Annotated in this window: 20 protein-coding genes; 12 read left to right on the top strand and 8 right to left on the bottom strand. The window is 66.3% G+C overall.

Translation table 11 applies throughout. From position 1 onward, the window contains the following. The first annotated feature begins 70 nt into the window (after window positions 1-70). The 6 genes from fabG to K883_RS15930 all read left to right on the top strand — a co-directional run bounded on the left by fabG (window position 71) and on the right by K883_RS15930 (window position 5,659). Window positions 71-820 (top strand): 3-oxoacyl-ACP reductase FabG, encoded by a 750-nt coding sequence (gene fabG / locus K883_RS15905; protein ID WP_008254916.1) that lies wholly within the window; start codon window positions 71-73, stop codon window positions 818-820. An 87-nt stretch (window positions 821-907) separates the two neighbouring features. Further along, entirely contained in the window at window positions 908-2,125 is a 1,218-nt protein-coding gene (locus K883_RS15910; protein ID WP_020822017.1) for an acetyl-CoA C-acetyltransferase, read from the top strand. Beyond that, complete coding sequence (locus tag K883_RS15915; RefSeq protein ID WP_014711106.1) at window positions 2,122-3,324, top strand: CoA transferase; 1,203 nt, start codon at window positions 2,122-2,124, stop codon at window positions 3,322-3,324. The genes K883_RS15910 and K883_RS15915 overlap by 4 nt, the downstream gene beginning before the upstream one ends. A gap of 23 nt (window positions 3,325-3,347) precedes the next feature. After that, a complete protein-coding gene (locus tag K883_RS15920) occupies window positions 3,348-4,541 on the top strand; it encodes an acyl-CoA dehydrogenase family protein (protein WP_014711107.1) in 1,194 nt (397 codons plus the stop codon). A 4-nt stretch (window positions 4,542-4,545) separates the two neighbouring features. After that, window positions 4,546-5,220, top strand: a complete 675-nt coding sequence (locus K883_RS15925) for a GntR family transcriptional regulator (RefSeq protein ID WP_008254926.1) — start codon at window positions 4,546-4,548, stop codon at window positions 5,218-5,220. Between the two features lie 76 nt (window positions 5,221-5,296). Beyond that, the gene (locus K883_RS15930) at window positions 5,297-5,659 is read left to right on the top strand and encodes a hypothetical protein (protein ID WP_036454922.1); all 363 of its coding nucleotides are present in this window, start codon (window positions 5,297-5,299) and stop codon (window positions 5,657-5,659) included. On the opposite strand, the gene K883_RS15935 is transcribed toward K883_RS15930, so the two are convergent. The 6 genes from K883_RS15935 to K883_RS15960 form a co-directional block, all read right to left on the bottom strand. After that, window positions 5,656-7,185, bottom strand: coding sequence for a class I adenylate-forming enzyme family protein (locus tag K883_RS15935; RefSeq protein ID WP_036454925.1), 1,530 nt, complete (start codon window positions 7,183-7,185; stop codon window positions 5,656-5,658). The two genes, K883_RS15930 and K883_RS15935, sit on opposite strands and share 4 nt — an antisense overlap. Further along, window positions 7,178-8,719, bottom strand: coding sequence for a class I adenylate-forming enzyme family protein (locus K883_RS15940; protein WP_036454929.1), 1,542 nt, complete (start codon window positions 8,717-8,719; stop codon window positions 7,178-7,180). Before K883_RS15940 ends, K883_RS15935 begins: the two co-directional genes overlap by 8 nt. Next, entirely contained in the window at window positions 8,709-10,178 is a 1,470-nt protein-coding gene (locus K883_RS15945) for a class I adenylate-forming enzyme family protein (protein ID WP_009952883.1), read from the bottom strand. Before K883_RS15945 ends, K883_RS15940 begins: the two co-directional genes overlap by 11 nt. After that, window positions 10,178-10,990: an enoyl-CoA hydratase/isomerase family protein gene (locus K883_RS15950; RefSeq protein ID WP_014382112.1), complete on the bottom strand. Its 813-nt coding sequence runs from the start codon at window positions 10,988-10,990 to the stop codon at window positions 10,178-10,180. The genes K883_RS15945 and K883_RS15950 overlap by 1 nt, the downstream gene beginning before the upstream one ends. Continuing rightward, window positions 10,981-11,793, bottom strand: a complete 813-nt coding sequence (locus K883_RS15955; protein ID WP_014382113.1) for an enoyl-CoA hydratase/isomerase family protein — start codon at window positions 11,791-11,793, stop codon at window positions 10,981-10,983. The genes K883_RS15950 and K883_RS15955 overlap by 10 nt, the downstream gene beginning before the upstream one ends. A gap of 98 nt (window positions 11,794-11,891) precedes the next feature. Beyond that, entirely contained in the window at window positions 11,892-12,713 is an 822-nt protein-coding gene (locus tag K883_RS15960; RefSeq protein WP_014711112.1) for an enoyl-CoA hydratase/isomerase family protein, read from the bottom strand. 208 nt (window positions 12,714-12,921) lie between these two features. On the opposite strand from K883_RS15960, the gene K883_RS15965 reads away from it, so the two are divergent. Together K883_RS15965 and K883_RS15970 are read left to right on the top strand one after the other, a co-directional pair. Further along, the gene (locus K883_RS15965) at window positions 12,922-13,605 is read left to right on the top strand and encodes a hotdog family protein (protein ID WP_036454932.1); all 684 of its coding nucleotides are present in this window, start codon (window positions 12,922-12,924) and stop codon (window positions 13,603-13,605) included. Continuing rightward, window positions 13,602-14,498: an enoyl-CoA hydratase/isomerase family protein gene (locus tag K883_RS15970; protein WP_008254944.1), complete on the top strand. Its 897-nt coding sequence runs from the start codon at window positions 13,602-13,604 to the stop codon at window positions 14,496-14,498. Before K883_RS15965 ends, K883_RS15970 begins: the two co-directional genes overlap by 4 nt. A gap of 18 nt (window positions 14,499-14,516) precedes the next feature. Here K883_RS15970 and K883_RS15975 read toward each other — a convergent pair whose 3' ends face one another. Continuing rightward, window positions 14,517-15,317, bottom strand: a complete 801-nt coding sequence (locus tag K883_RS15975; RefSeq protein WP_014379615.1) for a TetR/AcrR family transcriptional regulator — start codon at window positions 15,315-15,317, stop codon at window positions 14,517-14,519. A gap of 192 nt (window positions 15,318-15,509) precedes the next feature. Between K883_RS15975 and K883_RS15980 the strand changes: the two genes are divergently transcribed. Together K883_RS15980 and K883_RS15985 are read left to right on the top strand one after the other, a co-directional pair. Further along, window positions 15,510-16,307, top strand: coding sequence for an SDR family NAD(P)-dependent oxidoreductase (locus tag K883_RS15980; protein WP_008254948.1), 798 nt, complete (start codon window positions 15,510-15,512; stop codon window positions 16,305-16,307). Between the two features lie 52 nt (window positions 16,308-16,359). Beyond that, the gene (locus K883_RS15985) at window positions 16,360-17,376 is read left to right on the top strand and encodes a dihydrodipicolinate synthase family protein (RefSeq protein WP_036454934.1); all 1,017 of its coding nucleotides are present in this window, start codon (window positions 16,360-16,362) and stop codon (window positions 17,374-17,376) included. 62 nt (window positions 17,377-17,438) lie between these two features. Here the strand turns inward: K883_RS15985 and K883_RS15990 are convergent, their stop codons facing one another. Beyond that, window positions 17,439-17,678: a microaggregate-binding protein 1 gene (locus K883_RS15990; RefSeq protein ID WP_014382118.1), complete on the bottom strand. Its 240-nt coding sequence runs from the start codon at window positions 17,676-17,678 to the stop codon at window positions 17,439-17,441. A 263-nt stretch (window positions 17,679-17,941) separates the two neighbouring features. On the opposite strand from K883_RS15990, the gene K883_RS15995 reads away from it, so the two are divergent. Further along, the gene (locus K883_RS15995; protein ID WP_036454936.1) at window positions 17,942-18,766 is read left to right on the top strand and encodes an enoyl-CoA hydratase; all 825 of its coding nucleotides are present in this window, start codon (window positions 17,942-17,944) and stop codon (window positions 18,764-18,766) included. 19 nt (window positions 18,767-18,785) lie between these two features. Further along, entirely contained in the window at window positions 18,786-19,988 is a 1,203-nt protein-coding gene (locus tag K883_RS16000; RefSeq protein ID WP_008254956.1) for an amidohydrolase family protein, read from the top strand. Window positions 19,989-20,004 lie beyond the last annotated feature (16 nt).

The raw sequence follows: 20,004 nt of genomic DNA on the forward strand, positions 1-20,004 counted from the left end.
GGAGGATCCTATATCAAATATGATATTTGCCTGATGGGCGCCCGATGGCGGCGATAACAGAGAAGGATGTGTGATCCAGGTGGCGTTGTTGGCAGGTCAGACCGCAGTAATCACCGGCGGAGCGCAAGGACTCGGTCTGGCCATCGCGGAGCGCTTCGTCGCCGAGGGGGCGCGGGTCGTGCTCGGTGACGTCAATCTCGAGGAAACCCAGGTGGTGGCCAAGCAGCTGGGCGGTGACGACGTCGCGATCGCGGTCCGTTGCGATGTCACGCAGTCCTCCGACGTCGAGACGCTGATCCAGACCGCGGTCGAGCGGTTCGGCGGCCTGGACATCATGGTCAACAACGCCGGGATCACCCGGGACGCGACGATGCGCAAGATGACCGAGGAGCAGTTCGACCAGGTCATCAACGTCCACCTGAAGGGAACCTGGAACGGCACCCGGCTGGCCGCCGCCATCATGCGGGAAAACAAGCGCGGCGCCATCATCAACATGTCCTCGGTGTCGGGGAAGGTCGGCATGGTCGGCCAGACCAACTACTCGGCGGCCAAGGCCGGCATCGTCGGCATGACCAAGGCGGCCGCCAAAGAGCTGGCGTATCTGGGCGTCCGGGTCAACGCGATCGCGCCCGGTTTGATCCGGTCGGCGATGACGGAGGCCATGCCGCAGCGCATTTGGGATTCGAAGGTGGCCGAGGTGCCGATGGGCCGGGCCGGCGAGCCCAGCGAAGTCGCCAGCGTGGCCCTGTTCCTGGCTTCCGACCTGTCGTCGTACATGACCGGCACCGTCATGGAAATCACCGGCGGCCGACACCTGTGAGAACTCGCGCGAGCAGACGCAGAATCTCACAATCCGCACGGCATCAATGCGATTCTGCGTCTGCTCGGCATCAAGACAGGAGTCACAATGCGTGAAACCGTCATCTGTGAGCCGGTGCGGACGCCGATCGGCCGCTACGGCGGAATGTTCAAGGCGCTCAGCGCCGTCGACCTCGGTGTCACCGCCCTGAAGGGTCTGCTCGAGCGAACCGGGCTGGCGGCCGACGCCGTACAAGACGTCATCCTCGGCCACTGCTATCCCAACAGCGATGCGCCGGCGATCGGGCGCGTGGTGGCGCTGGATTCCGGGCTGCCGGTGACGGTTCCGGGCATGCAGGTCGACCGGCGTTGCGGGTCGGGCCTGCAGGCGGTGATCCAGGCGTGCCTGCAGGTCGGCCATGGCGACCACGATCTCGTCGTCGCCGGGGGTTGCGAAAGCATGAGCAACGTCGCCTTCTATTCCACCGATATGCGCTGGGGCGGGGCTCGCGGCGGCGTGCGGGTGCACGATGGGCTGGCGCGGGGACGCACGACCGCCGGCGGACGGCACTACCCGGTGCCGGGTGGAATGCTGGAGACGGCCGAGAATCTGCGTCGCCAGTACGGGATTTCACGCGAGGAACAAGACGAGCTGGCGGTGCGGTCGCATCAGCGCGCGGTGGCCGCGCAGAAAGACGGCGTCCTCGCTGAGGAGATCGTTCCGGTTGCCGTCCCCACACGCAGCGGCGAGGAAGTCATCGACACCGACGAACACCCGCGCGCGGACACGTCGGTGGAGTCGCTGGGCAAGCTCAAACCCGTTCTGCTGAAAGACGACTCGGGGGCCACGGTCACGGCCGGCAACTCCAGCGGGCAGAACGACGCTGCGTCCATGTGCGTGGTGACCACGCCGGAAAGGGCCGACGCGTACGGCCTGAAGCCGTTGGTGCGCCTGGTGTCCTGGGGGGTGGCGGGGGTGGCGCCCAACGTCATGGGCATCGGGCCGGTCCCCGCGACGCAGGTGGCGCTGTCCAAGGCGGGCCTGCAGCTGTCCGCCATCGACCTCATCGAGCTCAACGAAGCCTTTGCCGCGCAAGCGCTTGCGGTGATGCGGGAATGGAATTTCGGTGCGGCCGACCATGAGCGGACCAATGTGCACGGTTCGGGAATCTCGCTGGGCCACCCGGTGGGGGCGACGGGCGGACGGATGCTGGCCACGCTGGCGCGCGAGCTCAATCGGCGGCAGGCGCGCTACGGGCTGGAGACCATGTGCATCGGCGGCGGGCAGGGGCTTGCCGCCGTCTTCGAACGGGTCGCATCGAGATGACCGACCCCGGGCTGCCTCTGGACGGCCTCACCGTTGTCGAGGTGTCCAGCTTCGTCGCCGCGCCGCTGTGCGGCATGACCCTGAATCAGCTTGGCGCAGAGGTGATCCGGGTCGACCCGATCGGTGGTGCGTCCGACGTGCAACGCTGGCCGCTGTCGGCGGACGGTACGTCGATCTATTGGACGGGCCTGAACAAGGGAAAGCGTTCGGCCACCATCGATCTGCGCTCCGAAGACGGCCAGGCACTGGTCCAGCGCCTGATCGTCGAGGGTGACGGCATCGTCGTGACCAACGCGGCCGGGCTGTCCTGGCTGAGCCACGACGTCCTGGCGGCCAAGCGCCCCGACGTCATCCACGTCCAGTTACTCGGGCGCGGTGACGGTTCCACCGGCGTGGATTACACGGTCAATGCCGGCCTGGGCTATCCACTTGTCACGGGCCCGGCCGATCATGCCGGTCCGATCAATCACGTCCTGCCGGCCTGGGACGTGTGCTGCGGACTGTACGCCGCGCTGTCCGTCGTCACCGCCGTCCATCGCCGCGACAAGTCCGGGGCGGGGACGCGGATCAGCTTGGCGTTGGAGGACGTCGCGCTGGCCACCGCCGCCAACCTGGGGTTGCTCACCGAACCTCAGGTCAACGGGACGCAACGCGAACGGCTGGGCAACGCCATCTACGGCCAGTACGGGCAGGACTTCACCAGTCGCGACGGCGGCCGGTTCATGGTCGTCGCCCTGACCAAGCGGCACTTCCGCGATCTGGTCGAGGTCACCGGCACCCAGGACGCTGTGTCGGCACTCGCGGAGGCGCTCGGGGTGGACTTCGGGTCCGAAGGCGACCGGTACCGGTACCAGGACGTGCTGTCCGGGTTGTTCGCCACCTGGTTCAACGATCACAGCGCTGACGAGGTCACCGCCGCGCTGTCGAATACCACGGTGCTGTTCGAACGCTACCGCACCTTCGCCGAGGTCGCGGCGGGACCGAAAGTCACTGACAATCCGCTGTTTTCGCGGTTGCGGCAACCGGGCCTCGGCGACTACTTCGCGCCGGGCCTACCGGCCGCGTTCGACGGGGTCCATCCCGCCAGCGCGCCGGCGCCCGCCTTGGGACAAGACACCGCCGAGATCCTTCAGCGGTTGCTGGGGCTGACCACCGCTGACGTCGAGCGCCTGACGGACGCCAAGACCATCGCGGGCTGAGCAGCCGGAAGGAAACACAGCACATGACCAAACTCGCCCAGACGCTCGGGCTGACCGAAGTCCAGACCGAAATCATCGCCACCGTCCGGCAATTCGTCGAAAAGGAAGTCATCCCCAACGCGGTTGAACTCGAACGCGCCGACACCTACCCGCAGGCCATCGTCGACCAGCTGCGCGACATGGGTCTGTTCGGGCTGATGATCCCCGAGGAATATGGCGGCCTGGGCGAATCGCTGCTGACCTACGCCCTGTGCGTCGAAGAGCTTGCGCGCGGGTGGATGAGCGTGTCCGGGGTGCTCAACACCCATTTCATCGTGGCGTACATGCTGCGCCAGCACGGCACCGACGAGCAGAAGCAACGCTTCCTGCCGCGCATGGCGACCGGCGAGACGCGCGGCGCCTTCTCGATGTCGGAACCCGAGCTGGGCTCGGACGTCGCGGCGATCCGGACCCGGGCCCGACGCAACGACGACGGCACCTACACGATCGACGGCCAGAAAATGTGGCTGACCAACGGCGCCACCGCGACACTGGTGGCGACGCTGGTGCGCACCGACGAGGGCTCGGACAAGGCGCACCGCAACCTGACCGCCTTCCTGGTCGAGAAGCCGGTCGGCTTCGGCGAAGTCGTTCCGGGCCTGCGCATTCCGGGCAAGATCGACAAGCTGGGCTACAAGGGCATCGAAACCACCGAGATGATCTTCGACGGCTACCAGGCCGGCGCCGACGACGTCCTCGGCGGGGTCACGGGGCAGGGCTTTTTCCAGATGATGGACGGCATCGAGGTCGGCCGGGTCAACGTGTCGGCCCGCGCCTGCGGCGTCGGGCTTCGCGCTTTCGAACTTGCGGTGCGCTACGCACAACAACGCGAGACCTTCGGCAAGCCGATCGCCGAGCACCAGGCCATCGCGTTCCAGCTGGCCGAGATGGCGACCAAAGTCGAAGCCGCACACCTGATGATGGTAAATGCGGCGCGGCTGAAGGACTCGGGGGAGCGCAACGACGTCGCCGCCGGGATGGCCAAGTACCTGTGCAGTGAGTACTGCGCCGAGGTCACCCAGCAGAGCTTCCGGATCCACGGCGGCTACGGCTATTCCAAGGAATACGAGATCGAGCGGCTGATGCGCGACGCGCCGTTCCTGCTCATCGGCGAGGGAACCAGCGAAATCCAGAAGAACATCATCAGCAAGCGACTGCTCGCCGAATACCAGGTGTGAAACGATGAGCGTTCCGGATTTCGCTGCGCGGCCTCAACTTTCCGAGGACGTTGCACGCTTGATCCGCAGCAGGATCTTCGATGGCAGCTATGCCGCCGGGTCGTATATTCGGCTCGACCAGCTGGCCGCGGAGCTGGGCATCAGTGTCACACCGGTGCGCGAGGCGCTGTTCGCGTTGCGCGCCGAGGGCTTGATCGCCCAGCAGCCCCGCCGGGGCTTCGTGGTGTTGCCGGTCACCGGCCGCGACGTCACCGACGTGGCGAATGTGCAGGCGCATGTGGGAGGCGAGCTGGCCGCGCGGGCCGCGCTCAACATCACCGACGACCAGCTACGCGAACTCAAACAGATCCAGGCGCAGTTGGAGGATGCCTATGCCGGTGATGAGCACGAGCACACCGTGGGCCTGAACCACGAATTCCACCGGGCCATCAACATTGCCGCCGATTCGCCGAAGCTCGCGCAGCTGATGTCCCAGATCACCCGCTACGCGCCGGAATCGGTGTTTCCGGCCATCGAGGGCTGGCCCGAGCAGTCGATGCGGGACCATCGGCGGATCTTGTCCGCCCTGAAAAAACGCGACGGCGAGCTGGCGCGCGCGGCGATGTCTGAACATCTCGCCGCCGGCGCGGTTCCCCTGATCGATCACCTCATTGCGCACGGCGTGGTGGTGGAGGAATAGCCGCCGCCATCTCTTGTCGCCCAGCCGGGCCGGGCCTACGCTGCGATCAGGGTGGGCGACGGACGGAGAGAACAAGATGCCCGCAACGCTTCGCGCATCGGCCCTATTCGTTGCAACGCTGACAGGCCTCGCCCTCGCCGCGCCGGCCCGCGCCGACCAAATCGACCCGATCCCCGGCAACGGCGTGTTTGTCGTCGGGCCCGATATCGCGCCGGGCCTCTACCACACGGGCGGCTCGGGTTCGGCCTTCGGCGTGTGGATAAACAATGTGCCGACCCAGGACTCGATGTGTTCGTGGTTCACCTACAGCACGCCGGATGCGAACAAGGACCATGTGCTGCAGACGAATACCTCCATCGGGCCGATGTACGCGAACATCAATTCCGCGGTCAAGGCCTTCGAGTCGCAGAATTGTCAACCCTGGACGCGGGTCCCCTAGGGCTGATTCGCGTCGATCAACATCTGCCGCAGCCGGCGGACGTCGACCTTCCCGGTGCCGCCGCGCGGAACGTCGTCGTCGGAGTCCAGCAACAGCCACACCGTGGGTACCTTGAAGGCGCTCAGCAACTTACGCGCCGACGCATGAAGTTGGTCGCGGGTGAGCGCGTCGTTGCATACCACCGCCGCGCCGACCCGTTCGCCCGCGGCGCCGGGCACGCTGGTGACAAAGGCGTGGTCGACCCCGTCAATGGTGCGCAGCGCGCGCTCGACCTCGCTGGGGTAGACTGTCGCTCCGCTGACCTTGAACATGTCGTCGGATCGCCCGTGGTAGAACAGGAATCCCTGCTCGTCGAGGTGGCCGAGGTCACCGGTCGAATAGAAGCCGTCGGGGGTGAAGAGCTCTTCGCGCCGGCGCCCGCAGATGCCCCGCAGCGTGTGCGGTCCACGGATCTGGATCATGCCGGCGGTTCCCGTCGCGACGGGCATACCGCTTTCGGGGTCCACGACGCGGACTTCCATGCCGGGAAACGGCTTTCCGCAGCTGCCCCACGCCGTGGCGGGCATGTCCGTGTCGGCGGGGTAGCCGCAATACGGCCCGAATGCCTCGGTCATGCCGAACAGCGTCGCGCGCGCCCCGGGCCGAGCGCGCTGCTCGGGCGGCAACAGGGCTTCCAGGCTGCCGGGTCGCAGCGCCGAGAGATCCACGCCGACCGAGCCGGCGTGCCGCGCAAGCGCCTCGGCCTGATCGGGCCAGCCACGAAACAGGGTGACCCGTTCGCGCTCCAGCAGTCTCAGCGTGGTTTCGGGCCGGGGCAATTCTTCGGTCACCAGGGTGGCGCCGGCAAGCAGGACGGACAGGATTCCGCTGCCGAACCCGCCCACCCAGAAGAACGGCATCGGCAGATACAGGCGCGTTTCGCCGCTGATGCAGCGCGCGGCCAGCCCCGATTGCACGGCGCCCAGCGCATTGCCGTGGGAGTGCAGGACGCCCTTGGGTGATCCGCTGCTGCCCGAGGTGAACATGATGACCAGCGCGTCGGCGGGGGTGACCGTTTCGGTCATGGCATCGATGATCCGGCGGGCCCGGTCACTCGCGGGGGCGCTGTCGAGCTGATCGGTCGACCAAACCTGTTGCAACGCCGGAATTTCGGACTCGGGCACCGCCTTGAGGTCGTCGAGGTAGCGATGGCCGCGAAACTCTTCGACGCTCACCAGGAACTGGACGGCGGCGACCCGCAATTGCGCGACGAGTTCGCCGGCCTGCAGCAGCGTGCTCAGTGGCACCAGGACGGCGCCGATGCGTGTCAGGGCGACGGCGATCTGTACCCAGCGGGTGCCGTTGGGCATGATCAACCCGACCCGGGAGCCCTTGCCCACGCCCGCTTCCACAAACACGGCCGCCAGTTCCCTTGTGGTGGAGTCGAGTTCGCGGTAGCTGAGCCGCGAGGTGGGATCGATCACCATCGGTGTATCCGCGTCGTGCCGGGCCCGAAACCGCACCAGTTGGTCGATGGTGCTAGGCATCGAAAAGCTTTCTCAGCCGCCGCGTGTCGACCTTGCCGCTGGACAACAGCGGGACATCGGCGCGGGACAGGGAGACAAACCGTTTGGGAATCTTGTACGACGACAGCTCCGCCTTGAGCCGTTCCCGCACGGCCGACTCGTCGAAATCCGGCTGCACGACCACCGCCGCGACCAGCTCTCCCCGTTGGGTATCGGGCACGCCCACCACGTAAGCCTCGGCGCCGGTGACCCGGGTGATCGCCTGCTCGACCTCGGCCGCCGAGACGTTGGCGCCCGCCGTCTTGACCATCGCGCTGAGCCTGCCGACGAAGTAGACGAATCCGTCGTCGTCGGTGCGCACCAGATCGCCGGTGTGAAACCAGCCGTCGGCGTCGAAGCACTCCTCGCGAGAGCGCTTGTAGTAGCCCTGCATCACGTACGGTCCGCGGATGCAGAGTTCACCGACTCCGGAGGCGTCCTGATCGACGATCATCGTCTCGAAGCCGGGCGCGGGCTTGCCGAATGATCCCCGCCGCGTCTCGGGCTGGTCGGATTCGTCCTCGCTGATCAGGACGACGCTGCCGGCCTCGGTCATCCCGAGCATGTTGTGCCGCAGCTCCGGGTCGGCGGGGCGGGTGTCGGGGGCCATGATCGGGTAGAGGTTGCCGCGCCGCATCGACGACAGATCACGCTCGGCGTAGCTGGGGTGCTCGGCGAGGTGAGCGATGCCGGCCGCGAACCCGTTGGTCATGGTGGGTCGTTCGGCCTCCAACAGGTCGAGCGTGGCCCCGGCGTCGATGGCGTTGGAGCAGACCAGGGTTGATCCGGCCACCAGGGTGGCCAGCAGGCCGAACGCGAACCCGCCGATCCAGAAGAACGGCGAATTGCAGAACAGTTTGTCCGAAGCGGTCAGGCCGCGGATCGCGTTGAGGTTCCGCTGATGTCCGAGCAGTGCGCCATGCGTATGCACTACCCCTTTGGGGGCACTGGTTGACCCGGACGTGTAGACGATCGCCAGCGGATCGCAGTCGTAGACAACGTCTTCGCTCGCCCGCAGCAGCGCCACGTCGACGCTGCCGGCCAGCGCGCGCACCGCGTCGTGCGCAAACGCCACGTGGCGCAGCTGCGGCACCGCGGCGCAAAACAAGCGGTCGCCGAAATCGAGGTCGGCCCGCGGAATCACCTCGGACAGTCGCTGCACATAGTCGTGGGACCGAAAAGACCCGGCGCTCAGCAGGATTTGGACGTCGCTGTCGACCAGCTGCTCGCTCAGTTCCCGGGCGGTGACGAACGTGGAGAACGGGACTACCACGGCACCGATTCGCGCCGCCGCCAGCATGCCGACGACGAAGTCGCTTCCGTTCGGGTGCAGGAGGCCCACATGGGTTCCCTTACCGGCGCCGAGGGCCATCAGGCCGCGGGCGAGCTCCGCCGATCGGTGATCGGCTTCGGCGTATCCGATGCGGTCGCCGTCGCAGACCAGCAGCGGGTGATCCCCGCGCGCCCGGGCCTGCTGTCGCAACGTCGCGGCGACCGTCACAGGATCAGCGCGCATGGTTGCGCGGCGCCGCGAGCTCGCGGAAGTGTTCCTGGATCGCGCCGAGATCGGGTTTTCCCGACGGCGTTCGCGGAATGGCGTCGACGATCGCGATCTCGGTCGGAATCTCATAGCGCGCCAAGCGCTCTCGCAGATGCACCACCAGCGCGTCGGCGTCGGCCGCACCCGGCTCGCGCAGTTCGACCATGGCGACCGGCGTCTCTCCGAGCCGCTCGTCGGGCCGGGCGATGACCGCCGCGCCGGCCACCGCGGGGTGGCTCTCCAGCGCGGCGCGAACGTCGTCGGGCATCACCTTGAAGCCGCCGCGGATGATCGCCTGGTCGGCGCGGCCGACAATCCAGAGGAACCCGTCGGCGTCGATGCGTGCCATGTCCGTGGTTCGCATCCATTGCGCGGCCGGTCCCAGCTGGCCCGGCTTGACCTCCAGCAGGCCGACTTCGTCTGGGCCGAGCAGTGTTCCGTCGTCGGCTACCACCCTGAGCTGGGCGCCCGGATTGGCCCGTCCGACGCTGCCTCGTTTGGCTCGCCAGTACCGCTGATGGTCGGGAAGGGTCCAGCCCGCCACGCCGCCCCCGAACTCGGTTGCGGCATAGGAGGTCAGCACCGGGATGCCGTACTTATCGGTGAAGGCGTCGGCATCATCGGCCGACAGCGGCGCCGTGCCGCAGGTGACGGCCCGGACGCTGTCCAGGTCGGCCGGCGACACGTCCGAGTGCAAGACCGTGCGCAGGGCCGCCGGTACCAGCGATACGGCGCGGGGCCGGTGGGTGCGCACCGCGTCGACCCATGCGTTCAGCTCGAATCGCTCCAACAGCACGAACGGTCGGGCCTCGGCGATGCATTGCAGCACGCGGAATACCCCGCCGATGTGCACCAGCGGCGAGTTCACGATGGCGACGCCGCGCCGCAGCTCGGTGGGTGCCGGCGCGCGGTCGGGTTCGGAGCCCATCACGCTGCGCGCCAACATGTCGTAGGTCAGGTCGATTCGCTTGGGTGGACCCGTCGTGCCGCTGGTCAACATGCGCACCGCGACACCGGTCGACGGGCCTGGCTCGGCGCCGGGTTGCCCGGACACGTCGACGTCGTCGGCCGGTCCCGAGATCGCGACCGTCGGGATGCCCGGCGTCACCAGCGCCGTCAGATCGTCGCGCTCGCCGACGATCAATCCAAGCTGCAGCCTCGCGACATCGGCCTTGGTGCGCTCGTCGCCGCGCGACGGGTTGATGACCACAACGGTTCCGCCGCCCAGCAGCACACCCAGAAAGGCCGCCACGTGCCCCGGCCGGTTGCGCAGCAGCATCCCGACCTCGGCGCCGGCGCTCAGGCCGGCGATGCGCTGCGCCAGGGTGCCGACCTGCTCCCACGAGATCCATTGGCCGCCATACTCGATGGCGCGTGAGTCTGGTTCGAGGTCGAGCACATCGGCGATGCGTTGGATGAGCGGGTGACGCGGCATCAGCGGATCTTCGGTGTGCGTTTGGTGGCCCCGTCGCCGGGAGTCTTCTGCGCGGCCAGTTCCGCGGTGCCCAGCGGGTTTCCCAGCCGGGTGTAGATGAGGCCCTGTTCCAGCGCGGCGCGATACGGCTTGTCCAGCGACTCCCAAATCGCTTTGACCGTGCCCTGAGTCGCCGTTGGCGGCTTTGCGGCGATGGTCGCCGCGATCTCATGGGCGCGGTCCCAGAGCTGGCCGGAAGCGACGACCTCGGAGACCAATCCGATGCGCAGCGCGGTGTCGGCGCTGACCCGCTCGTCGTTGCCCATCAGGGCGATGCGCAGCGTCTCGCCGAGGCCGACGCGGCGCATCAGGCCGATCGGCTCCAGCGCGCAAACCAGGCCGGCCGACACGTGGGAGTCGAAGAACGTGGCGTCTTCCGAGCAGATGACCACGTCGGATTCGTTGATGAAGTAGAACGCGCCGGCGGTGCACATCCCCTGGACCGCGCAGACCACCGGCTTCCACATTTTCTGCCATTTGGGACTCAGGGCTTCGCCGGGATCTTCGTGGTTCCAGATGTTTTCGGGCTGCCCATAGGGCGTCTTGATGTCCAGTCCCGCGCTGAACGCCCGGTCGCCGGCGGCGCGCAGCACCACCGCGTGCACGGACTCGTCGAGTTTGACCGTGTGCCAGGCGCGGGCCATCTCCTCACACATGGTGCGGTTGAACGCGTTCAGCTGCCCGGGCCGGTTCAGGGTGATGGTGGCGACGTGATCGGTGGCGTCGACCGCGAGCAGGATGGTTTCGAAACTCATCGGCTTGTTCACCGGCATTGCCAATTCGGCTTGCGCTTCTCGACGAAAGCCTTGGGCCCCTCGGCCGCGTCCTCGGTCCGCAGCACCCGCTCACGGAAGGTTTCGGCGAGTATCTCCGCCTCGTGCAGCGGCACATTCAGGCCCTTGAGGATCGCCAGGCGGGTGCCCCGGACGGCCAGGGGCGCATTGGAATTGACGATGTCGGCGATCTCGTGGGCCCGGTCCAGCAGGCGGTCGTGCTCGACGACCTCGCTGATCAGTCCCAGCTCATAGGCGCGCTCCGCGCTCATCCGCTCGTGCTTGCCCATCAGGGCCATCCGCAGGGCGATCGAGCGGGGCAGCACGCGGGATACCCGAACCAGTTCGCGGCCGGCCACCAGTCCGATGCTGACGTGCGGATCGAAAAAGGTTGCCTGCTCGGAGGCGATGACGATGTCTGTCGTGGTGACCCAATCCATACCGGCGCCACAACAGATTCCGTTCACCGCGGTCAGCACCGGCTTGGCCGTGGTGCGAAAGGGCGGCGTGCCCTCCTGCGGAGCCTCCCATTGGTCATACGTCGACAGGTACGGCCGCTCGTAGATCACCTTGCCGTCTTCGGGGATCTCCTTGACGTCGGCGCCGGTGCAGAAGGCGCGGCCGGTGCCCGTGACGATGGTCAGCCAGACGTTGTCGTCGTTTTCGGCCTCGTCGTAGGCGGCCCGCAGTTCGGTGATCATGTGCGGGCTGAGCGCATTGAGGGCGTCCGGGCGATTGAGGGTGATCGTCGCGGTGTGCCCGTCGACCTCGTACTTGATGGTGTCGAACGAATCAGTGGGCATCGGTCATCCCTTCGCTTTGCAGAGAACGTCGAGTGTGGGGCGTATGGACGAATTCGAGGCAGTTCCCGTGCGTAGGTCCCGCGCTCGACGCCCGAGAGCTAGCGTCCACGAAAATCCGGATCCCGCCGCCGCCGGAAGGCCTCCAAGCCCTCTTTGAAATCGCCTGTCCGGCAAGATAACTCCAGATTGAACAACTCCTGGTTCAGCGACTGGCCCAGCGTCGCATGCTGTCCGAAGTTCATGGCCTGCTTGGCCAGCCCGATCGCCGCCGTCGGACCGGAGGCCAGCCGGGCAACCAGCTCCTCGGCGGCGCGGTCGAGGTCGGGGCCGCTCACCGACTGGTGAATGAGCCCCCAGTCGGCCGCGTCGTTCCCGCTCACCTTCTCTCCGAGCAGCAGCATCCGCCGGGCCCGCGCCAGGCCGACGAGCCGCGGCACCAGCCAGGTGGACCCCGAGTCCGGGCTGAAGCCGCGGTCGAGGAACGGCTCCCAGAACACCGCGTCGTCGGCGGCCACGGTGAAGTCAGCGGCCAAGGCGAGATTGCAACCGAATCCCACGGCCCATCCGCGCACGCTGCACACCACCGGCAGCTGAATGCCGGCGACGAGTTCGATCACGCGGTGAGCGGCATGGGGAACCCGGCGCACCAGATCACCGGTGCGGGGACGTTGGCCGCCGGGATCGTTGGCGGCCACCCAGTCGGAGCCGGCGCAGAAATCGTCTCCGGCCCCGCGGAGGTGTACGGCGCGCAGCGAGTCGTCGGACGCGGCAACCGTCAGCGACTCGACCAGAGTTCCGATCATCAACTGCGTCAACGAGTTACGCCGGGATGGGCGATCAAGCGTCACCCGTAACACCGCACCGTCTCGGTGCACTGTTACCGACCCCTCGGCTCCGGCCGAGCCGGCCCCTTGACTCACCGTCGATCCGGCCTTTCTCCGCCGATACGGTTACCCATACAGTAGGCAATACGATTGATACGCTGTATAAGTTAGCAAGGATACGCTGCCTGCGAAACTACCCAGGTGAAAGAGAGAATCATGGCCCGCGCCGACGACGATGCAGAGCGTAAGCGATGAGGAGGAGTGGCGCCGATGGTCGCGCCGACGACGATGCAGAGCGTAAGCGATGAGGAGGAGTGGCGCCGATGGTCGCGGCGACGACGATGCCAGATTCGGCGAGGCGCCGCTTGACCAGACCGTGGCCGCCGCCTCCGCCATGCGCCGCCTGAGCTCACTCCTGGTGTCGCTGGAACATCCGCACCCGGCGGTGGATGCCATGTTGGAGAAGTTCACCGAGTGGGAGCGCGAGTTGTCGGCCGCCGCGCCGGCGGACAACTCACCGCGCATCGGCGAACTGCCCGACGATCCCCGGCGCGTCTACCTCAATCACGCCACCGACATCGGCGCCTACAACCCGTGTTTCCCCGAGTACCGGTTCACCGGATTCGATGCCGAGAAGGCAACGGGAGGAGTCGAATTCCCGGTGATCTACGAAGGGCCACCGGGACTGGTGCACGGTGGATTCCTGGGCGTCTTCTTCGACTGCGTGATCCAGCACCACAATTGCGTCACCGGCCTCTCCGGCAAAACCCGGTCCTTGGCCGTGACGTTCCGCAGGCCGACACCGGTGTTGACGGAGCTGCGATTCGACATCGCGCGCTCGGAAGGCGAACGGGGTATCACGTCGACCGCGCGACTGTGGCTCGACGACGAAGTGCTGTGTACGGGCGAGGTCAACACGTTGGCGTCACGGCCCGAGAAGCTTGCCGGATCGCGGTTCGGCAGGCGCCGAAAGGAGTCCGACAAATGACCGCTTCGAGCACCTCTGACGATCGCGTGCTCTTCGACATCGATCAAGGCCGGCGCATCGCGACGGTCACGCTGAACAATCCCCAACAGCGGAACTCCTATGACGCCAGCATGCGCGAGGCCGTCGCCCGTTGCCTGGACCGGGTGGCCGATGACGACGACCTCACGGTGGTGTTGTTGCGCGGAGCCGAGGGAGTCTTCTCCACCGGGGCCGACATGAACAATGCGTACGGCTGGTACGGCGACAAGGCCAAGGCGTCCGACGATGCGGCAGCCAAGCGTCGCCCGAGTCAGCGTCGCCGACTTGCCGTGGACCGCAAGTCTTTTGGCTTCTATCACAATTTCATGGGTTTCCCCAAGGTCACGGTGGGCGAGATCGCCGGCTACGCGCTGGGTGGCGGCTTCGAGATGGCCCTGATGACCGATATCTCCGTCATCGCGCGGGACACCAAGATCGGCATGCCGGCAACCCGCTTCCTGGGCCCAGCGCTGGGCAGCTTGCACATGTTCTTCCACCGGCTCGGGCCGGTGCTGGCGCGGCGCCTGCTGTTGACCGGTGACATCATCGAGGCGGGCGCGATCGAACATCTCGGAATCTTCACGGACACCTGCGATCCGGGCGCGGTGACCGCCCGGGCGCGCTACTGGGCCGAGAAGGCGGCGAAGATGCCGGCCGACGGGGTCGTCATCGCCAAGGAGGCGTTCCGGCTTGTCGAGCAGAGCCAGGCGTATCAGGGCGAGGAGGTCGCCAGCTACCTGTTCCACGCCTTCGGCACCAACCTGCAATTCGGGCCGGGCGAATTCAACTTCGTCAAGACCCGCGCCCAGCACGGCGCCAGGGAGGCCTTCCGGCTACGCGACGAGCACTTCCACGTGCCCGAACCCGAGGCGTGACAAGCGGTTTCGGTTAGGTCAGCGATTCGCCGGCGCCTTGGACCGACCTCGCGCGGTCGACGACTTGCGCTGGCGGCTCGCCCCCGCCTTGCCTTTGGCTGCGTTGCTCTCGTCGATCAGCCTGCTGGCGTGATCGAGGATGCAGGTGAGGCCGTACTCGAAATTGGTCTCGTCCGGGGCGCCGATGCGGTGCCCGATTCGGGTGACTTGGGAAAGGAGCGGGGTCTTTTCGGGGTCGATGGCAACGGCGTCCTCGATGGCGCGGGGTCCGATATCCGACGACTGGTTTTTTTCGTACAGCCGTTGCAGCACCACTGATCCGCGGACGTGAACCGAAACCGCCGAATAGGTGTCGAATGCGTCCTCCGGCGACAAGCCGGCCTCCACCAGATTGGAAACTGCCTTCTCCATCTCCTGTGCGCCCATCCGTGCCGCTTTCGGAGACAGTGCCGCGCGAATCAGAATCAGGTCGCACAGAATTGGGTTGCCCATGAACGTCTTACGCATCAAGCGCGCGTGGTTGCGCAGGGTTTCACGCCAGTCGCTGGCTTCGACATAGGGAGTGGCGAACACATACTTGCTCAGGGCGCGGTCAGTCATCGCGTTGAGCAGGTCGTCCTTCTTGCGGAAGTACCAGTAGATGCTCGTCACACCCACGCCGAGATGTTTGCCGAGCAGCGGCATGCTCAGGTTGTCGATCGACACCTCCTCGGCGAGTTCGAATGCGCCGCTGATGATGTCGTCGGGATTGATGGACCCGCGCTCGCGTCGCTGACGCTTATCGGCGGTTGCCTGTTTTGCCACTACGGGCACCTCCATCAAAATCTGTTTCGTGCATGAGGTCTGCCGGCCGTGTTGCCGGTAAAATCGAATTTACCGGCTCTTCGGTACTGACCTGCGTATACGCTTTCGTGTCGTAATTTCCCTCTGCTACTGTAATACCTATCGTAGGCTTTTTGGTAAATCGGCTGGACAGGCGAAAATGGCCAGGTTAGAGCTGCGGGTCAAGCAATGGATCTAGGGCTGGCAAACGCCGCCGCGGTGGTGGTCGGCGGTAGCCGCGGCATGGGTTTGGCCACCGCGCGCTGCCTTGCCGACGAGGGGGCCCGGGTAGCGGTCGTCGGGCGCAGCCGTGACGCGCTGGATTCCGCGGTGACCGATCTCACGCAACGGGGTAGCCCGGACGCCCTCGGGCTCGTCGCCGACATCGGCGACGACGCCGCCGTCGGCACGGCTTTCGGTGAGCTTTCCCAGCGCTGGGGCGGCGAACTCAACGCTCTGGTCATCACGGTGGGGCCGGGCGCCGCGGGTACCTTCGAGGATTTGACCGACGACCAATGGCGTCAGTCGGTAGAAGACGGGGTGCTGGGCATGGTGCGCTGTGTGCGGGCGGCGCTACCGCTGCTGCGTAAGGCGCAGTGGGCGCGGATCGTGAACTTCTCGGCGCACTCGACTCAGCGACAAAGTGTCATGCTGCCCGCGTACACGGCGGCGAAATCGATGCTGACGAGCGTGTCGAAGAACCTGTCCCTGCTGCTGGCCAAGGACGAGATCTTGGTCAACGTGGTATCGCCGGGCAGCATCGCATCGGAATCACTGGTCGGCTGGGCGAATTCGGTCGGCGTCGACGGCCATGATCCCTATGCCCTGATGGAGGCCATCGGCAAGCACTTTGGTCATCCCGCGCACATGCCACGGGCGGGCCTCCCCGAAGAAATCGGCCCGGTCGCAGCGTTTCTCGCCTCGCGCCGCAACTCCTACATGACCGGAGCCAACATCAACGTCGACGGCGGTTCGGACTTCACCTGACTTCCCTGACCGTGGGTCGAAGAAATCGATTGGCAGACAGAAGGAGTCGATTGTGGCTACGGCAGCAGAGGCACGCGCGTGGGCGCCCGGCGCATTGCGGGGGATCGGTGACTCCCTCTACACCCCGTTCTGCGGGACCGACGGCGACGACATCGACTGGGACGCCTACCGGACACTGGTGCGCTACTGCGTCGGTGATCTCGGGCACCCGATGTTGTGGTGCACCAGCGGCATTGCCGAATTCTGGTCGCTGACCCTCGACGAGCGGAAACGCCTGCTGGAGGTTGCGGTAGAGGAGGCGCGCAGCATCAATCCCGGTGTGGTGGTGCAGGCCTGCACGGCGGCGATGTCGGCGAAGGACTGTTTGGATCTGACTCTGCACGCCCAGGAAGCGGGCGCCGACATCGTCTACATCCAGACGCCGATGATGGAGGCTCATGGCGGCGAAGGCGTGCTCCGCTTTTTCCAATACGTGGCTGCGCGCACGAATATCGCTCTGGGCATGTTCAATTCGCCGTCCTCGGGCTACGTGTTGACGCCCGCCGAGAGCGCACGCATCTACCACGAGGTGCCCGCGGTGTGCGCCACCAAGGAGGGCGCCTTCCGGCCGGCGGCCAGCCGCATGCTTCATCAGCTGGCGCCCGGTCTGGCCGTGTGGGAATGCGACAAAACGGTGTACCGGGCGGGGTGGCTGCGCGACGGGATCGTGTGCCCGGCGCAGCTGGGTACCTCGGGCTACCTGTTCGAGACGCCCGAGCGGCGATTGTTCTCCGAGTATTGGGATTTGGTGCAGAGCGACCAGCTCGTCGAGGCCATGGACTACGCCCGCGAATCCGGGTTGGATCAGTTCGACCTCGACGTCGGATCGTGGTGGACGTGCTATCCGGGGCGGGCGGACTACTTCACCCACTGGGGCGGCGCGTTCAAGTACGCCGCGTCGCTGCTGGGGTTGCCCATCGGCGCGTATCCACATTCCCGCCCGCCGCAGGCCAAATTACCCGCGGAGGCGAAGGCCCAGATCGAGCACGCCTACCAGCGCCTGGGTTTGATCCAAACGGTGTTGCAGTAGAAGGGATTACCACGCGAAGCGGGCCCGGTGAAGAACCGGGCCCGCTCGCTCAGACCGACCGTTTACTGCTGTTCGGCCCGCTCACGCTGCTCGTACGCCTTGGCCTTGCCGCGGGCCTTCTCGGCGGCGGCTTCCTTTTTCCCGGCGCTGCGCTGTGCATCCGCCTTGTCTTGTTGGGCCTTGCCCTCTTCGATCAGGTCGTTGTGGCCGATGATGATGCCGATGACCTGCTTGGTCCTCCCGAGGACGTCTTCCACGATGCCCCGGACGAGTTCGACCGGTCCGCTCTTGGTGTCAACCATTGCCTCTCCTTCCCCCATGTGATGATCGGCTCCTCTACGCGTTCCCGATCCCGGGGTCGACGCAAACATGGGTCAGCGTGTCGATCGCCACATCCCGTCGCCGCCCCTCGGCCTAGGGGGTGATCACGGCGCCAAGCGAGCGCCCAAAATCGCTGTTTAGTCGCCGTTCACGGGGGTGTGGGCGCAGTTGTGGAATGCGGTACCGATAGGTATACAGTATGGGTACAAACTCGCCAGTTGGTCAGCTATGAGGGGACGGTCATATGGGCGCCGCCGACCGTGTGGTCACCGATGAGGCGGTGCTGTATGAAACCACCGAAACCGGTGTTGCGGTCGTGACCTTCAACCGTCCCGAGCGCCTCAACGCCTGGGGCCCCGACATCTCCAGGGGCTTCTACGCAAGCATCGACCGCGCCGAAGCCGACCCCGCGGTGCGGGTGATCGTGTTGACCGGTGCCGGCAAGGGATTCTGCGCGGGCGCGGACCTGGGTGGCGCGGGATCCATCGACGAAAAACTCGGCGACGGCGACACCGACGTCACCAAGCTGGTCGGCGACCGCCACCCGCATTTCCTCACCGAGCTGCGCAAGCCGATCATCGCCGCGGTCAACGGCGCCTGCGTCGGGATCGGCCTGACGCACGCCCTGATGTGTGACGTCCGGTTCGCGGCCGCCGGAGCCAAATTCGCCACCGCGTTCACCCGGCGGGGCTTGATCGCCGAGTACGGCATCTCCTGGATCCTGCCGCGGCTCGCCGGCTGGGGCGCGGCGATGGACTTGCTGTTGAGCGGGCGCACGTTCTTCGCCGAGGAGGCCGCGAAACTCGGACTGGTCAAGGACGTCGTCGCGCCCGAACAACTGATGTCGCGCGCCCTGGCATACGCCGACGACATCGCGCGCAATTGTTCACCGGCGTCGCTGGCGGTCATCAAGCGCCAGGCCTACGGCGACGCGCTGCGCGACGTCGCCGATGTCAGCGCCCGCGCCGAAACACTCATGCACGAGTCGCTGCTGCGGCCCGACGTTGTCGAAGGCATCACCAGCTTCCTGGAGAAGCGGCCACCGCGGTTCCCGCCATTGGCCACCTAACCAGCCGGAAAGGAACATCATGACCACCCTGAACTATCGAGCGATCGACGTCGACAATCACTACTACGAACCGTTGGATTCGTTTACCCGCCATTTGGACAAGCGGTTCAAACGGCGCGGTGTCCAGATCGTCAGCGACGGCAAACGCAGCTGGGCCTTGATGGGCGACCGCATCAACCACTTCATCCCGAACGTCACCTTCGACCCGATCATCGTGCCGGGCTGCCTCGACCTGTTGTTCCGCGGCGAGATCCCGGAAGGCGTCGACCCGGCCTCGTTGATGAAGGTCGAGCGGCTCGCCGAGCACCCGGAGTACCAGAACCGCGACGCCCGGATCGCGGTGATGGACACCCAGGACATCGAGACGGTGTTCATGCTGCCGACGTTCGCGTGCGGAGTTGAAGAGGCGCTCAAACACGACATCGAGGCGACGATGGCCTCGGTGCACGCATTCAACCTGTGGCTCGACGAGGACTGGGGCTTCGACCGTCCGGACCATCGCATCATCTCCGCCCCGATCATCTCGCTGGCCGATCCGGTCAAAGCCGTCGAAGAGGTCGAGTTCGTGTTGGCGCGCGGCGCCAAGCTGGTCCTGGTGCGCCCCGCGCCGGTGCCCGGGCTGGTCAAGCCGCGGTCGCTGGGCGATCCCAGCCACGATCCGGTGTGGGCCAGGCTGGCCGAAGCGGGAGTGCCGGTGGGATTCCACCTCTCCGACAGCGGTTACCTGGCGATCGCCGCGCTGTGGGGCGGGAAATCGACCTTCGAGGGCTTTGGCGCGAAGGATCCGCTGGATCAGGTGCTGCTGGACGACCGGGCCATTCACGACACCATGGCCTCGATGATCGTGCACGGCGTGTTCACCCGCCACCCGAAACTCAAGGCGGTCAGCATCGAAAACGGGTCCTACTTCGTGCATCGGCTGATCAAGCGCCTCAAGAAGGCGGCCAACACCCAGCCCCAGTATTTCCCCGAGGACCCGGTGGAGCAGCTGCGCAACAACGTGTGGATCGCCCCCTACTACGAGGACGATCTGCCGGAGCTGGCCGAGGTCATCGGCGTCGACAAGATCCTGTTCGGTTCCGACTGGCCGCACGGGGAAGGACTCGCATCGCCGGTGTCGTTCGCCGAGGAGCTGAAGGGCTTCAGCGAGTCCGATGTTCGAAAGATCATGCGAGACAACGCCCTAGACCTCCTAGGCGTCCAAGTCGGTTCGGCTGCTTGATTACCGGGGCGCGGTT

It is taken from the genome of Mycobacterium sp. TKK-01-0059 (assembly GCF_000709305.1).
In the GTDB taxonomy this organism is placed as follows: domain Bacteria; phylum Actinomycetota; class Actinomycetes; order Mycobacteriales; family Mycobacteriaceae; genus Mycobacterium; species Mycobacterium intracellulare.